The organism is Paenibacillus sp. JCM 18996, from assembly GCF_055392555.1.
Window position 1 is genome coordinate 1,815,148 of record NZ_AP043884.1, and the last position, 16,325, is coordinate 1,831,472.

Sequence of the window (16,325 nt, forward strand, 5' to 3'; positions counted from 1 at the left end):
TCGATAGAGGTTTTTTTATTTTTCTTTCCGTGTAACAAAAAGGGCGGTTCATCCGTTAAGAGGGTATTAAGACAAAATTTGCTTATGCCCACTATGCTGCGAAAGGATGAACTTGGATGAAAACGAAATCCGTTTTAGCCGCTGCACTGCTCGCCGCCGCCGTGTTCACATCGACGGGTTCCCCCGTTCGAACTTCGGCCGCTCCCGCCGTCCTTTTGGAGGGAAGCCCTGTGGCATTTACTCAGGAGCCGAAGGTGGCAGGCGGTGTGCTCATGGCTCCTGCAAGGGATTTGGCCGCAGCCTTCCGCATGGACGTGGCATGGGACAACGCGGAGCGAGCCGCAACCTTCACAGGCGGAGACGTCAAGCTGAAGCTGACCGCGGACTCGGATTATGCCCTGCTCGGCGATCAAGCGATTACGACATCTGGAACGCCTTACATCGAGAACGGAACGCTGCTCGTTCCGATCCGCTTCTTTGCCGAAACCTTGAATCACGTCGTCCGCTGGGATTCGGTTACAGGAGCCGTTGCTATTACGAGGCTGACGGGCAGTCTGCCGGTTGTCGGAACTGCGGACCATCTGCTGACGCTTCTTACGCAGAATCGCAATTCAGCAGAAATTGCATTGAAAGGAATGACCGCGACCGGCAGCGCGGCACCGGCAGCTTCCCCCGCCATCGCTATCGGAAGCAGAAGCATGGCGGATTCCAAAGCCGAATCCGCACCCCGTTCCGCGCAGTCTGCCAGTGCAGCCGATTATTCAAAGACGAACGTTCAGGTTGAAGGCGTAGAGGAGTCGGATATCGTCAAGAATGACGGCACCTATATTTACCAGGTAAGCAAAAATCGGGTCGTCGTCTCCCAGGCTTATCCGTCGGATCAGATGAAGGTTATCTCCACGCTCACGTTTGACCAGGGCTCCTTCCAGCCCAGGGAAATGTACGTTGACAACAAATACCTCACACTGGTTGGGCAGAGCTATACTCCAGCCGCCGGCAAGGTGACCCCTGCGAATGAAGCCGCGGACCGGAAAATGATGATCTATCCCCCGATGGGCCGCCAAACGACGAAGGTGAGGGTCTATGACCTTTCCGACAAAAGCAAGCTGAATCTCGTAAAAGAAGCTGAACTTGAAGGGTATTATGTTTCCTCCTGCAAAGTGGGATCATCGCTCTATTTTATCGCAAATAAAAACTTAGACCACTATATCATGAACGGCAAGGACAACAGCAGATCTGACGATTTCAAAGATCAGCTATCCCCCTCCTACCGGGACTCTTTGGACGGTGCCAACTTTACCTCCGTACCGCTTGACCAGGTCTATTACCTGCCTAAAGCGGTCGAGCCGGGTTACGTGCTCATCGGAGGACTGGACCTGAACCTTTTGGACCAAAAAGTCAACGTAACGGCTTACTTGGGCTCAGGACAAAACGTTTACGCATCCGAAAAGAACATGTATGTCGCGGTAACAGAGAATGGGATGTCCCGAATCCGGCCGTCTGCCAAGGGATTGCCGTCACCTCAGCCCCAGCCGTACGAGCCGCCCAAGCAGGAAACCGTAATCTATCAATTTGCGATGAACGGCGGTAAAACCGAATACAAAAACACGGCCAGAGTGCCCGGGCGCCTGCTGAACCAATTTTCCATGGATGAATACAACGGCTATTTCCGGTTAACCACGACGACCGGCGAAGTCTGGGGCCAGCAGGGCAATGTCGCGCAGAACAACGTTTACATCCTGGACTCCGCATTGAAGCAATATGGCAAGATCGAGAACATCGCGCCGGGAGAGCGGATCTATTCCACGCGTTTTATGGGGGACCGGGCTTACATGGTGACCTTCAAAAATGTGGACCCGCTTTTTGTCATCGATGTGAAGGACCCTGCCAAGCCGAAGATACTGGGGGCGCTCAAAATTCCGGGCTACAGCGACTATTTGCAGCCTTATGACGAGAACCATCTGATCGGCTTCGGCAAAGATACGGTTGAATTGAGCAGCAAAGGCGTGAACGGCACAGACACCCCGGCCGCCTTTTATCAGGGTATGAAAATCGCGCTGTTTGATGTCACCGACGTGAACCATCCAAAGGAATTGTATAAAGAATCGATCGGAGACCGCGGAACCGACTCGGAGCTTCTTCATTACCATAAAGCGCTGCTGTTCGACAAAGAGAAGAATTTGCTGTCCTTCCCTGTACAGGTGATGCAAATCGATCCGAATGAGTCATCGCCGCAGGCAGGACGCTTCCCGCAAAACGGCAAATTCGCTTTCCAGGGCGCGTATGTTTATAATCTGGACCTTGCCAAGGGCTTCCAGCTTAAAGGAAAGATCACGCATATCACACAGGAAGAGCTGCAGAAATCAGGCCAGCAGTATTTTGGCGATCACCATGTCCTGCGCATTATGTACATTGGAAACACACTGTACACGGTATCGCTAGGAACGGTCAAGGCAAACGACCTGTCCACTTTAGAGGATAAGAATACGCTGCAGATTCCTTAAAAAGTTCCAGCACAAAAGTCAGCACGACGAATCGCCCGCTTAAGGCCGGATCAGCCAAAAAGCGGGCGATTGTTATTTTAAAAGTAAAGAGCGGACTCCCACAGGAAAAATTAGGTTTGACGCTTACCCGGCCGGAGTTTTTCCTATCAAATTAGTATCGTTGATTTCAAAGACTGACTGCCAGCGCGGCGGCCCCGCCAATCAGTGAGCTGAGCGCATTTACCGCGTCGTTCGTCATAAAACTCCATCCTCTCACAGGCACGCCCGGCACAGAGCAGTGATGCTTTTTTTCGCTTTCTTTACCGCATGACGGACACTTATACATGATCTGGACAGTGGCGCCTAGTAAAGAGTCCGCCAAGGAACCCACAATCCCGCCTATTCCCGCTGCCGCGGTCAACGGCCAAAAACCGGCAAGAGACGCAGCTTCCCATTGTGCTCCGACTGTCGATCGCCTGTCCAAATGCATGAACAACCAGGCGGCAATTCCGATGAATACGGCTCCCGCCGCCGTAGCGGTCAACCCCAGCGCTGTTATTCCTCCGGAAGTCCCGGCCGGAACCGTGCGGCCTGTAGCAATAGAGCGGGGAAGCGTCCTGCTGAGTCCACCGACTTCCGTAGCCCAGGTGTCCGCGTTCACCGTTGCCATCACTCCAATGAACATAACCCACCATACGGGGCTTGGCTTCAGCGCGAACAACACACACAGCAGCCCGCCCAGGGCTCCGTTTGCCGCAACCTGGCCTGCGTCCCGTCTCCCGGTTTTGGCATAACCGCTCTCCACAGCGGATTTTCTTCTCTTCTTCCACCTGGACAACAGTGTCGATGTAACGAAAAAGGCGATTAACGTGCCGAACCACGCTTCGCTGCCTGCCGCATACATAACGGTTCCTAGGACAACGGCCGCCGCCATGCCCGATCCGGATAAAGACTTCTTCCAATAAGCGGCCCCCGCGATAAACAAAGAGCCGATAAAGCCGATTGCCCAATCCGTGTACACTAGTCGAGTACACCTCCGCCCTAATCTTTCTGCAATAATGGTTGACTATACACATGCTCTGCCGATACGAGTACGCCTTCTAAGTTTGCAGCCGGGCATCAAACCCATCCGTCATCGGCCGCCATGCCATTAAACACTCAGCTTCACAGCACAATCACCCAGTGTGTCCTCGCCCAGCTTGAGCAAGAAATGGTCGCCGTTCTGCACGGCTGCCACACCGGCAGGGGTACCCGTATAAATGATATCCCCTTCACCCAGTCCAAAATGAGCCGCAATAAAATCGACAACCTGCTGAAGTGAGAAGATCATTTCCGTTACCGTCCCTTTTTGAGCCTCCTCGCCGTTCCTGACCAAGCAAAAAGGAACAGCGGCCAAAGCGTTCTCCCCGGGAAAAGGGCGGAAAGAAGTGAGCGCCGCGGATCCCGGAAACCCTTTTGCCGCCAGCCACGGGTGACCCTTCTTCTTCAACTCGCTCTGCACATCGCGTAAAGTGAAATCGATGCCCAGCGCCAGGCCGTCGACCAGCTGATCCACCGGAATCCCCTGCTCATATGGCTTTCCAACCCGCAGTACAAGCTCTCCTTCATAGTGAACGGAGCCTCGGCCGGCAGGAAGCGTAATTTCGCTGCCATCCATAAACACCGCCGCATGAGTCGGCTTCATAAAAATCATCGGCTGTTCCGGAATATCGTTTCCCAATTCCGCTGCATGCAGCCCGTAGTTGCGTCCTACGCAATAAATGTTGCGAATGCTGTTCATTATCGTGCTCTCCTTTGTATAAGTGCTCTTTACATCCTAACAAAATTCAGCAAATACGTCTATGAACCGGATGGCAATTTATGTAAATATTTGACAGATAAGTAACTAAAGACCTATAATATTAAACACAGAAACTACGAAACTATGACATTGCAAAACTTTCAGCTTCTACCGCTTCGAAAGGAGAGACGGCCCTTGGACCGATTATCCATATTCAAAATGGCAGCGGCAGGAGCCTTGATGGGCGCTTTGACGATGATTGGCGGGCTGGTCCTCGCCCGGCTGTCTGCGTACGGCGTCGTTACGGCAATATTGTTCACGGCTGCCGGGGGAGCGGTGCTGACGCTGATCGGATCGCGCTGGCACGAGCAAAGCATCAAGGATGACGCGACCGGGCTGTATAATCGCCGTTACCTGTTCCGGCGGCTGGCCATCGAGCACCAGCAGGCGCTGCGTGACCGCAGCTCATTGGGCCTCGCGGTGATAGATGTGGACGATTTTCGCAGCTTTAACAATAAGTACGGGCACCTGACAGGAGACGCAGTGCTGTTATCGATAGCGGAAACTATCTGCAAAGGCGTGCGCAAGGGTGATTTCGTAGGCCGTTGGGGCGGCGAGGAGTTCGCGGTAGTTCTGCCCGGGGCGGATGAGAAGGAAGCGTTAGCGGTTGCGGAGAGGATCAGGAGGCTCATAAGCGAGCTGGCGATCGACACAAGCAAAGGGGAGAAGATTAAAGCATCGATCAGCGCCGGGGTCGCTTCTTTGCCGGCGAACGGTTCTTCATTAAAAGAACTGGTGATGAATGCGGATGCAGCTATGTACACAGCCAAACGACAAAAGAATAAAGTCGTTCCTTTCAAAGCCTCCGATGCCGTTTCAATGTGAAAATAGAGTACAATAGGAAAGCCGCCCTTGTCCGTACGGGAACAAGGCGGCTTTTTGCCGGTCCCAGGGCACTGCCCCTCAACTATTGGTCAAAACGCTGCTCCGTCGGATAATTCATCGGCTGGTACGTGTGAAGCATCGTTTTCGCGGTGTGATCGTGCATGGTCGGCACTTGGTATAACCCATCGCGGTTCATTACAAGGAATATCTCGTAAGCCATATTGGAGCAGCTCACCGCCCCGTTGATCGCCATCTGCCGGATATTCGGGTCCGCAATTTCCAAGGAACCGGCCATATGATTCTTGGCGCTGTTCTTGTGACAGACCAGCATGGCGCTCAGAATTTGCCGATCGTCCAGCCCTCCGCCCGTCTGCGGCGCGACTGTGCTTGGATTATCCAGCCCGTACACGATGTCCCGGGGATCGACCGCCTGCATCCCTGCCATCTGTGCGCCGCCTTCCGCCGCGTTGTAATCATGCGTGTAGCCGACCATCTGGTCATAGCCCTCTGCCACCATCTGCAGGTGGCGCTGCGCCAGTTCCCGGATTTGCTGAGTGCGTGCCTGCTGCGAATATAACGAAAAGTGAGCGATCATATTCATTTTTTCATTGAGCAATTCATGGACTTCCATCGTCTCGTGGGCGCCGAAAGGCATAGTAAACACTCCTTCATCAGTTTCCTTTTTCCAAAGTTTACTATTCCCCCACACTCCGGAGTGTATTCATCGATTCCTTTTACTTTTCGAAAACGGTATAATAATGGCAGTGCCATTTCATAGGGTTCATTCTTCAGCCAAGAAAAGAGGTCCCACCATGGAAAGATGGAAAATCAATCTCATCGTGCTCTGGTTCGGCCAATTTCTGGCGATGTCCGGAATGAGCATGGTGATGCCTTTTCTTCCTTATTACATACAGGAGCTGGGTGTCAAGGAGACTCATCAGGTCGCGGTGTGGTCCAGTGTCATTTTCGCTGCGAACTTCGTCACTTCGTTTATGTTCCAGCCCATCTGGGGTGGCATTGCGGACCGTAAGGGACGCAAGATCATGCTGCTTCGCTCAGGATTCGGAATGGCCTTGGTCACGGGAGCTATGGGATTTGCCACGCTGCCGGTCCACCTTCTGTTCCTGAGGCTGCTGAACGGCGTAATATCGGGGTTTATTCCTGCCGGAACGGCCCTTATGTCAACCAACACACCCAAGGAAAAAATCGGTTTTGCGCTCGGCACGCTGCAGTCCGGGGCTGTCGCCGGAACGATTATGGGGCCGCTCATCGGAGGGCTGCTTGCGCAATATATAGGGTATAAAGATATTTTCTACATAACCGGGGTTTGCCTGTTTATCGCTACCGTGTTTACGATGCTCTTGGTGAAAGAAAACTTTGACCGCAAGTCGGTGGCGGCGAAGCCTAAAGTACCGTTCGTCAAGGGACTCAGGCAAATAGCCGCCATCCCCCAGCTGCCCGCCCTCTATTCCGTGACCATCCTTATTCAATTCGCCTTCTTAAGCACAAATCCTATCATGCCGCTTTATGTGCAGGAGCTCTATGGGCCAAGCAAAAGCATCGCCCTGTTTGCCGGATTGGTGAGCTCAATCACAGGCTTCTCCAATATGATTTCTTCGCCTGTGTTCGGTAAATGGGGCGATAAGCTCGGCGCGGAGAAAATCCTCGGGTTCTGCCTGGTTGGGGCGGCTTTGTCTTTTGTTCCCCAGGCGCTCGTACAGAATGTGTGGCAGCTGCTTGGCTGCCGGTTCCTGCTCGGCATTTTTATGGGGGGTCTGCTTCCCTCGGTTCTGTCCTTGATCAACAAATATACTCCCGCAGGAATGGAGGGCCGCTCCATCTCTTACAATACGAGCGCCTTGGCCTTCGGCAACATGCTGGGCCCTGTCATGGGCGGGGTTTTCTCTGGCCTGTTGGGAGTGAGAGGGATATTCTATATAGCAGCGGCTCTGCTTGTGGGCAACTTTTTCTGGGTTCGGAAATCGCTGATCCGCCGTGCCCATTCCCTCTTGGAATTGGATCCCGTACAGTCGCACCCATCGGAATAAATCCCGCCGGACAAGTGCACAATAGATCATGCTCGTTGTCCGTTGAAATCGGAGACAGCATCCCACAAGGGAAGTTTTTTACATGAAGGTTTCCAGGAGAGAAGGTTGGGAGAGGTAGAGGCGGTCAGGTCACCGGGTTTGCCGGAGAGAAGTTGGGAGAGGGACAAAGGATGATTAGAACGCGCAGCGCTCCCGGCGCGAGTGCGGCGCTGCACCGCGGGTGTTCCTACCGTTAAGCCAGAGAAATATCCCTGAGGCTTAATCGATCCTGCACGATATGACACCGGAGGGCGAAAAGTCGATCTACCGGATTCGAAACAGAGGGATTTGCGATGCAAAACAACCTCTCACTAGCGGTTAAATGTATCTAAAGCCATACTTATGCACAATGGATACTTTATCGACTCTGCCAAATTTCATATATTCCTATCAAATAGAAACAAAGAGCTCTCCTGTGTCAGGGAAAGCTCTTATCGGAGCGTATCACTTTACACGGGCTACAGCCAGACCGTCGTATGCGGAAAGAAGGGTGCTGTCCAGCCTGGAATCCGTTGCCATCATTTCGTTAAACGCTCTCATCGCCGTCACTGAGTTGCCTTTTTCCTCGGGGTCCATTGTCCTGCCGTGCATTAATGTGTTGTCACCGATGATGACGGCGCCCGGATTGGAGAGCCGGATCGCGTATTCCAAATAATTCGGATAATTTCCTTTGTCAGCGTCAATGAAGTAAAAATCGAACCGCCGCCCCTCCTCCTCGAGCAGCTTCAGGCTGTCCAGAGCTTCGCCGACACGATACTCCACTTTGTCACCCAGTCCCGCCTCCGTCAAATGCCGGTGTGCGAGCTGTGCGTAGTCATCTTTCAGTTCAAGCGACGTAAGGCGTCCTTCCGCATCCAGTCCTCGGGCAAGGCAGATGCCGCTGTAACCACCCAAAGCTCCGATCTCCAGCACCTTTTGGGCCCCGGACATTTTGACCAGAAGCGTCAATAGCCTGCCGTAGCCTGGCTTAACTGAAATTTGCGGCATTTGGTGGGCTGCGATGCCTTCAAGCACTTTTTCCAGCTGCTCGTCCCTCGGGTATAAAGATTCATTGTACTGCTCCGCATTCAGAATTTCTGTCATATGTATCCCTTCTTTCGTTAAAAATAAGGTGTTTATTTGTATGCGGTCCCGGTTTGTCCTATACTTAATTGTATGATTTTTCCGGGGAGAGATCAACTTAAAGGAGTGACTTAGCCAGTATGCCGCTTTTGGAATTGATCGCTACCGCTCCCATGGGGCTGGAATCTATTGTAGCCCGGGAGCTGAAAGATTTGGGATATACGGACCAGACCGTCGAGAACGGAAGGGTTACGTTCCGTGCCGACGCGTCGGCAATAGCCCGCTGTAACCTGTGGCTGCGCACCTCGGACCGGGTGCTCGTCAAGATGGGGCAGTTTAGGGCCGTCACTTTCGACGAGCTGTTCGAAGGAACGAAAGCGTTGGATTGGCCGGACTGGATTCCCGGGAATGCCGAATTCCCTGTGGAAGGCCGCTCGCATAAATCGCAGCTTTCCAGCGTCCCCGCCTGCCAGGGCATCGTGAAGAAGGCCGTCGTTGAGAAGATGAAAGAGCGGTACGGGACCGAGTGGTTCCTGGAAACCGGAGCCCGATTTGTCATTGAGGTGTCGCTCCTTAATGACATCGCCACCCTGACGATGGATACAACAGGGGTGGGGCTGCATAAGCGCGGCTACCGCAAGCTTGTTACTGAGGCGCCGCTGAAAGAGACGATGGCGGCGGCGCTTGTGCTTTTGAGCCGCTGGCGGGTCGACAGGCCACTGTACGACCCGTTCTGCGGCTCCGGAACGATCCCGATCGAGGCTGCGATGATCGGGTGGAACCTGGCGCCGGGCATCCGGCGCAGCTTCGCCTCCGAGGCGTGGCCCAATGTGCCAGAGGCACTTTGGGCCGACGCCCGCGAGGAGGCGTTCGATCTCGTGCGGGATGATATCCCGCTCGAGATCGCAGGCTCTGACATCGACCCGGAGGCGGTCGATGTCGCTTTGGCCGCCGCTAAGGCGGCCGGCCTTGGCAAGGAGCTCCGCTTTCATGCGGAGCCTGTTGCCAAGGTCCGCCCGCGCGGCGACTACGGGTGCATCGTCACCAACCCGCCCTACGGGGAGCGGTTAGGTGACCGCAGCGAAGTAGAGACCGTCCTGCGGCAGCTGGGCTCCGTTGCCCGGAGCCTGCCCACTTGGTCGGTCTTCGTGTTAAACCCTAACAAACAGGTCGAGCATTATCTGGGCCGCCCTGCCGACAAAAAGCGAAAGCTGTTCAACGGTCGGATCGAGTGCCATTACTACCAGTACTTTGGCCCTTTGCCTCCGCGAAATAAGGAACAGCCGACTGATTAAGAAATGCTACTGCCTCCGGTGCACACGCACTGCCTCATTGACATTGCCCATGATGCGGACCGGCACTGTCTCTTCTTTTATCACACCATTCCCGTACCGTATGCGGAAGCGTATGTTCTGCAGCCCTTTGGGAAGTCCTTCTGTCATGGACATCAGCTTCTTGTCGAACAACTCCCCCTTATAGAGTGTTGAACCTGGAGCCGCCGTAAGCTGGGCGGCAATCTGTATTCGGTTGCCGTCTATCCCTGTGGCGTCAATCCAGGAAGTGACCTCGCCGACCGCGGTCGGCGAGCTTTCCGTATCCACTACAAAGATCTCACCTGAATAAAAATCTTTTGGCGGTCGGGAAGTATTGTGGCCTTCCCGTACATGGTTAGCCTGCCACTCGGCGGTATGGTTTACGGAGGAGCGGATCGTCAGCGGCTGTGCGGTTATCGTTTTGGCGACAGTACGGCTTTCGTATCCGTCCGAGGCGGTAAGAATGACTTCATACCCGCCTGCCTGCGTAAACAGCAAACTCAAATTCACAGCTGTACTTGTATATACTGTGCCATCCGGCCTTCTCACTGTCCATTCGTAAGAAAGAGAATTTCCGTCCGGATCTGAAGACCGGTTGATCACATTAACGGGATCCCCCTCCCAGACCGGTTTGGGTGTCCAATCGAAATCAGGCACAGGAGGCCTGTTCGTAAGCAGCCACTTTCTTGGAGACCAAGGCGACCATACATAACCGTCATATACCCTAGCCGTGACTTGTACCTTCACCCCTGCAGGCAGCGCCGCATAGTCAGGCACCTTGTAATTGACCACTCTCCATTGTCCAGCCAAGTTTTGAGACATCTCTCCTGAGTCATGCAGGACAGCGGTGTTCGCTTCATTAATAAATTGCACCTGGTATTTGGCAAATGCATTTAACGGATCGGGATCCCATTCGTTAAATGAGATCATCGGTGTCGGACTCATCGGCGCAGGCGCTGTCTGGCTGCCGGATGGATTCGTCACATCCGCGGAAGGTGTCATATCAATCAGCAGCCAAGCTGTGTTGCTCCAATCCGACCATATATTAGGATCGTCGTCCGTGACTTTCATCTTTACTTGCAGCGGCACATTCGTCGGCAAATCCTGCGGGATCGTAAAGCTGTTGGTATTTGAGCCCGTATTCTGCCAAGTGTCCCATCCCGTCTCATACTGAAGGTTGCCGTATTGATCCAATACCTGGATATAAAGCTTCTTGAAGAAATTGTTTTCTTTATCCGATTGTCTCCATGTGATCTGCGGCCTGCGGTTATCGACGATAAGCATTGACGTATCCTTGTCCCGTCCGTTCGGATCGGTGATGCTCACTTTCGGCGGCGAGTTGATGATCATCCATCCGGTATTGGACCAATTTGACCAATCGTAGTCGTCGGCAACCCGGACTCTTACTTGATATTTCTTTCCTGTTTGCAAATCCAGCGGTACCGTCCAATTGGTCACATTGCTCCACTGCGCTGTCTCCCCGCTGCCGACAATGTAAGCCCCGGACTCATCGAGCACCTGGATATCATAACTCTTAAGAATATCCCCGTCTGGATCGGACTGTGCCCAGGTGAGGTTCGGCCGGGTCGTATAAACCAGTGTCGGACTGGCTTGCGAACCATTCGGATAAGTAAGTGTTGCCGCCGGTTTGTTATGAGGCAGCAATCCGCCTGCCGAATAAATGTCAAAGCTGGCCGGAGTACTCCAAGCACCATATTCATCTTTTACCTGCAGATAAGCGGTATAGGTTCCCGCTTCCGATGGACGGGTCAATTTGCCGTTTACGAAGGTACCGCTCGGACTGGTATAAGAGTATTTGCGTTCCAAAATCCCCCGGTTCGCCGCGTAATTGTAGCCTGTCACATCAGGAGCCGAAGCTGCCCCGGTGTTCGGATCAAACCGGTCAGGATCCCAGGAAGTGTCGTTCCATGCAATCGTGCCGTCACCATTGGCAGAGAGCGTAAACTGCGCCACCGGTCTTCTGTGCACGACGACGTTTTGAGTAAAGGAGTTTGACCACTTTCTGTAACTGTCAAACGCGTTGTCCGGATACCGGTGATCCGGATGCGGATCGTCTCGCGCATTCAGCGTCACTGCGTAGACGCCCACTTTGTCGAAAACCATTTGAGGGCCGTCATACGTCTGGCCATTCATCGCTGAATATCCTTGATTGTTCAAAAATTTCGGCGTTTGAACATATTTCCACTTATAGCTTCCGGCAATCGGGTCATTCTCCGGGTCCGTCCAGGTAATATTATCGTAGCGGACGTCGGCTCGGGCGGTTCCTGCATCCCAAATCGCGTAGTTGGTGAGCCAGTCGGTTGAATTACCCGGGTCCAGGTCCTTCGCATATAATCCTTTAAAGTTTACAAAGGAGCGATTGGAATACATGCCAAAGGTTCCGCTGGAGAACGCCGAATCGGATACATTGCTGAACATCGGGATTCCATTAAACCACACGTTCATCGTCGAGCCTTGCGCTTTTACCTTAATGGCATAATCCGTACCTTTTACTAAAGGGTAAGCCTGCTGTGCTAGCACGGATCGACTTCCGTTTATATAGCGGGCGAGATATACAGTTGAACCATCGGTCTCTACAGTATATTTATTCAGGGAGTCCTGCATCCGGAAAGACAGCCCCGCTCTGTCCGATCCATCTATATCCGCCATATTCAAGATTAACCCAATCTCTGCATCTGCCTTTGCAACGGGCGAACGGAACTGTCCAACCGCAAAGCCCTTATGAACAAGCGGATTGGTTGATGGTGTTCCTGTTGCGATTCCAAAAATGAGTCCTTTAGAGTCGATCGCATTGGTTAAGGTAAGCATGATGCCGTCACCGACATATTCATTAAAGATTATTTTCTGCATGCCTGATGCTCCCTGAGCTGCCGAGTAGGGATTTAAGCTTGAAACTAAGGCACCGCCAGCATCATAGATAGCATTTCTGTCCATGTAATAGCCATCAGAAGTTGTTGTTCCTGATTGTGTGCCTGCTATATTTCCATTCCAATCAAATCTGAAGCTGCCGTTGCTTGCATAAAATCTCCCTTGTTCATAGCTGCCTCTGTTGGATTCGAAGGAAGACATGTTGCTCATCCAAATTTTGTTATAAGCAGAATCTGTAATCTCATTTCCATAGCTTCTGGCAATAATGAACTTCGCTAACGGATTGACGACAATGGATGGGAAAGAGTTATCCGTAATACCGTCATTCTCAGCGCAGGAGCTACAATAAGTGCCTTTATACCATCCTGCATTTGTCATTCCCGGAAGTATAAGCGGAGTTGTTCCCCCGATACTCAAATCTCTATTGATTTTTATGACAACCGCATAATCGCCATATAGCGGAATACCTGCTCCGCCTTTGGTTGCGCCTACCGCATACGCTTGTTGATAGACGTACAATTCTCCGTCCGCCCCTCTAAACGGTCTGGAAGTCATGAATTTCCAAGTATAAGAGCTGCTATAGCCGGACCGAAAAGCGGGAGCCAGATTAGGCAAGGTCAATTGACGGAGTACGTTAAAGTTTTTATCATATTCGGCAAAGTGTCTTACATCATCACCCACGCCGTCACTTACAATGATATTGTCACCGTAAGTAAAGGCTGAGGTAATGGCCTGAATGGGTACATTCTTATTGTAAGATTCTCCAACTTTTTGTCCTGTTACCGCATCGATTGATACCAAATCACGGTCATATGTCGGATCACCGTTATCATTCCAATAAGTAGCGTATCTCTGAGCGAAAATAACGGAGTCCGCAACGTAGAAATTATTTTCCGCAAAGATTCCCTTTTTTCCCCCGATATCAAAATTTCCTGTTGTAAAATCATAAGGGTTAGGGTCATTCATTTTATACTTATTTAAGCCCCATATTTTACCCTTGTAATTAAAGTAGACGTATTTCTTATTGAATCCAAAATAGGGTCTGCTGTTATAAAGCCAATTACGGGCATTAGGGTCTTGTGATTGATCGGTAGATTTCCATGTATAAGCAGGGATGTTTTTTGTTACGTCAGTCGGGTCTTTCATTGGACGATAAGTCACATTTCCAGCAATGGATCTCCATGGCGAAAGCCGGTTATTACCATAGCCGTTGTCAGGCATCGTAACTGGTTCAATGGTATATCCCCCACCCATAGCATTCTTAGCATCCAGGACGTAATCCTGATTATGGAAGTCTTTTCCTTCTTTTGACCTCAAATATCCGTTCCTTAGCTCATACGATTTGGACTTGTCTTGGATCACGGTATTCGAATCCGTTTCATATAAAGGCCAATTGTTATAGATCGCATCCGGTGAGTAGTAGGAAGCAACGGTAAGTGTCGGCTGATCATTTTTGCCCGCTGCCGTAAAGGACACCTCAGGAGCGTCATTCACAACATCAAGCACCAGCGAAAAAACATTCGTCGAGGAGGTGTCGCCGCATTGATATTCTTCACAGGCCTGCGCGTAGAAATAGTACTTCCCGACCTTTGGCGGGTTGAAATTGAAACCGTTCAGATCCCCCGGAATGTCATACCATCCATCATCGTAAAATCCGTTGTTTCCCCAATCGTATTTGTATTTGTAATTCATCCGAATAATAGGGTCTCCGTCTGGAGAATACGATTTATTCAAAATGGTAATGTTTTGGTTCCGGATTCCAAGCGGCGGCACCTGCAGCTTCGCAATCGGCGGCAAATCCGGATGTACAACGATACTGCAGGTGTCGGCATCTTTGGAAAGAGACTGTAATCCGCTACTGTCCGTCACCTGCGCAAGCGTCACATTGGCTGTTATATCGTTCGTCGTATCGTTGGAATAGCTCGGTAATTTATTGTTCCATACATCCTTGGAGTGATCGATGGTTCTTCCCAGCGGGCTGTAGCTTTTCTGAGCGCTAAACGATGAAGCGGGAACCGGCCGGAATGCTTTCGTTTCGGGCGGACAGGCCGCCTTCGGGATGGGATTCGGCGGAATCACTTCAAAAGTAGATGAGCGCGTGCTGCAGGCTCCCAAGGAATCGCAGGCGGTTGCAGTTACGGTGTGGAACCCTGCCGTATCTGCCATTAAATTGTAATAGCCTTCATCATGCAGTCCATACGAGCCCTTCACTTGGTTGCCGACATTTCGCACCCAGGCGCTGCTGCTGGAATCAAAGTCCCATGTATAAGTAATCGGGTCACCATCAGGGTCTTTTGGTTCTCCCGCACCGGCATCGTGAATGACCCTTACGTTTACCTTCCCGCCTACAACGGTGGGATTCGCATCCGGGCTTGTACCATAGCGGTTGCTGTCGGTGAACCATCCGATATTAAACTGCGGCGGGCTGTTCGGCCGGGAGCTCGTATCCACTTGCAGCAGCTTTTGCTTGATCCAGCCGCTGTCTCCGCAATCCGTGCTAATATTGATGGAAACCGGTGTACTTCCCACTCCAATTTTGCCTTGATAGTCCGAATAACTCATATTGGTCTCGGCGGTTGGATTGTTGATAAGATTGGAAACCCACGTTTGAAGCCCCTCAAATTTGTACTGATGCGAGAAATAGCTGCAGCCGGCTGGAATGGTGAAAGGCTTCGGTGTCAGTTTAAAAGAGTCCCTGAATTGGATTTTATTAGGTTCTATTTCAAAATCCCCGTCTAAGCCGAAATTTACCGTGAACGGGTAATCCGCATAATTGTTGTTCTCCCCGCCGTCTGTACCCTCATCAATATCGTTTGCTGAATCCACATATATCCGCAGGTACTGGGTGCCTTTGGTGGCGAAGCTGGTGGTGAACTTTCCGGTCACCGTTCCGCCCTTATCCAAGCGACTCTGGTCACTGTATCCGGTATACCTTTTCTGGAAAACAGTGCTCCCCGTGTCCCGATCGATGATCTTGATCTCAAAAGGTTGATTTATGTATCGACCGTTATTCTTAAAGGAAAAATCAAAGTCCACAGGCGTGTTGATCTGTATCGTTGCAGGGGTGGTGATGCTGACCGGCACCAGATCCGGTTTGGTTAGGTCATATTCGACTTCCACATAACCGCTGTATACGTAAGTCGTCCCGCTCCAGAAAGTGTCCACGGTCATAAAATAGTTGCGATCTTCACCGATGCCGGTGGGATCCGTGAGGTCTGGTGTTTGATAATAATCCTTTGGATCGGTAAGGTTTTCGGTTAGCATCAAACGAACTTTAATATCGCCAAAACCACTTTTAGTAGGTGATGGTCCCCAAAAGAAAGGCTGAATATGTGGGGTGTCAGCTGTTGCTTCTGCGTAATGTATGGTAATGCTAGAGAGGTCTAATTTATCCAATGTCTGCATTGGTCCATTTTTATCAGGTACCTCTTTACCAGGTTCTGAGCCAGCAAGAGGTGGGTAAAACTCTGTTGCCGGTGGCGCTTCATAAGCTCTGGTTACAGCTGCCCCCACAAAATCATTATTGGGAGCCTGATCTTGTACGGGCATATTAGAATTATCGTAATTATACGCATATCTTAAGTCCGTCGGGTATTGTGGTAATACTTTACTGGTATCCCGATCATATCCATCCAAGGGGATAATGCCTGGATATTGGGTAATAGTTCCCCCTTTGAAGGTGTCTGACGGAGGGTTAAATTGAATGGCAGGAGTTTTTTGTCCCTTATGTTCCCAACGCTTTCCGTTAGGAAGACGATAAATATGATGACCCGGATTGGTAGAATTTTTTCCGTATAACTTTTGAGCTGTTCCATTTACCGTGATC

The 16,325-nt window shown here is 51.5% G+C and carries 9 protein-coding genes; 4 read left to right on the plus strand and 5 right to left on the minus strand.

What is annotated here, in order from left to right; all coding sequences use genetic code 11:
• The first annotated feature begins 116 nt into the window (after positions 1-116).
• Positions 117-2,504, plus strand: coding sequence for a beta-propeller domain-containing protein (locus ACZ5N7_RS09060; RefSeq protein WP_464658869.1), 2,388 nt, complete (start codon positions 117-119; stop codon positions 2,502-2,504).
• Positions 2,505-2,670: 166 nt separating this feature from the next.
• On the opposite strand, the gene ACZ5N7_RS09065 is transcribed toward ACZ5N7_RS09060, so the two are convergent.
• Positions 2,671-3,504, minus strand: coding sequence for a DUF92 domain-containing protein (locus ACZ5N7_RS09065; protein WP_464658870.1), 834 nt, complete (start codon positions 3,502-3,504; stop codon positions 2,671-2,673).
• A gap of 129 nt (positions 3,505-3,633) precedes the next feature.
• Entirely contained in the window at positions 3,634-4,263 is a 630-nt protein-coding gene (locus tag ACZ5N7_RS09070; RefSeq protein WP_464658872.1) for a fumarylacetoacetate hydrolase family protein, read from the minus strand.
• 195 nt (positions 4,264-4,458) lie between these two features.
• On the opposite strand from ACZ5N7_RS09070, the gene ACZ5N7_RS09075 reads away from it, so the two are divergent.
• Positions 4,459-5,148 (plus strand): GGDEF domain-containing protein, encoded by a 690-nt coding sequence (locus ACZ5N7_RS09075; protein WP_464658874.1) that lies wholly within the window; start codon positions 4,459-4,461, stop codon positions 5,146-5,148.
• Between the two features lie 82 nt (positions 5,149-5,230).
• Here the strand turns inward: ACZ5N7_RS09075 and ACZ5N7_RS09080 are convergent, their stop codons facing one another.
• Positions 5,231-5,803: a spore coat protein gene (locus tag ACZ5N7_RS09080; protein WP_464658876.1), complete on the minus strand. Its 573-nt coding sequence runs from the start codon at positions 5,801-5,803 to the stop codon at positions 5,231-5,233.
• Positions 5,804-5,960: 157 nt separating this feature from the next.
• On the opposite strand from ACZ5N7_RS09080, the gene ACZ5N7_RS09085 reads away from it, so the two are divergent.
• Positions 5,961-7,196 carry an MFS transporter gene (locus ACZ5N7_RS09085; RefSeq protein ID WP_464658877.1) on the plus strand — a complete coding sequence of 412 codons (1,236 nt, stop codon included), beginning with the start codon at positions 5,961-5,963 and terminating at the stop codon, positions 7,194-7,196.
• 483 nt (positions 7,197-7,679) lie between these two features.
• On the opposite strand, the gene ACZ5N7_RS09090 is transcribed toward ACZ5N7_RS09085, so the two are convergent.
• Positions 7,680-8,318: an O-methyltransferase gene (locus tag ACZ5N7_RS09090; RefSeq protein WP_464658879.1), complete on the minus strand. Its 639-nt coding sequence runs from the start codon at positions 8,316-8,318 to the stop codon at positions 7,680-7,682.
• Positions 8,319-8,437: 119 nt separating this feature from the next.
• On the opposite strand from ACZ5N7_RS09090, the gene ACZ5N7_RS09095 reads away from it, so the two are divergent.
• Positions 8,438-9,592, plus strand: a complete 1,155-nt coding sequence (locus tag ACZ5N7_RS09095; protein WP_464658881.1) for a THUMP domain-containing class I SAM-dependent RNA methyltransferase — start codon at positions 8,438-8,440, stop codon at positions 9,590-9,592.
• Positions 9,593-9,598: 6 nt separating this feature from the next.
• On the opposite strand, the gene ACZ5N7_RS09100 is transcribed toward ACZ5N7_RS09095, so the two are convergent.
• Positions 9,599-15,763: a PKD domain-containing protein gene (locus ACZ5N7_RS09100; protein ID WP_464658883.1), complete on the minus strand. Its 6,165-nt coding sequence runs from the start codon at positions 15,761-15,763 to the stop codon at positions 9,599-9,601.
• Positions 15,764-16,325: the final 562 nt, after the last annotated feature.

Excerpts from the sequence above, each read along its gene's own strand:
- ACZ5N7_RS09060 (WP_464658869.1), top strand. The coding sequence starts at position 117 with ATGAAAACGAAATCCGTTTTAGCCGCTGCACTGCTCGCCGCCGCCGTG.
- ACZ5N7_RS09070 (WP_464658872.1), bottom strand. The coding sequence starts at position 4,263 with ATGAACAGCATTCGCAACATTTATTGCGTAGGACGCAACTACGGGCTG.
- ACZ5N7_RS09080 (WP_464658876.1), bottom strand. The coding sequence starts at position 5,803 with ATGCCTTTCGGCGCCCACGAGACGATGGAAGTCCATGAATTGCTCAAT.
- ACZ5N7_RS09085 (WP_464658877.1), top strand. The coding sequence starts at position 5,961 with ATGGAAAGATGGAAAATCAATCTCATCGTGCTCTGGTTCGGCCAATTT.
- ACZ5N7_RS09090 (WP_464658879.1), bottom strand. The coding sequence starts at position 8,318 with ATGACAGAAATTCTGAATGCGGAGCAGTACAATGAATCTTTATACCCG.
- ACZ5N7_RS09095 (WP_464658881.1), top strand. The coding sequence starts at position 8,438 with ATGCCGCTTTTGGAATTGATCGCTACCGCTCCCATGGGGCTGGAATCT.
- ACZ5N7_RS09100 (WP_464658883.1), bottom strand. The coding sequence starts at position 15,763 with ATGCTAACCGAAAACCTTACCGATCCAAAGGATTATTATCAAACACCA.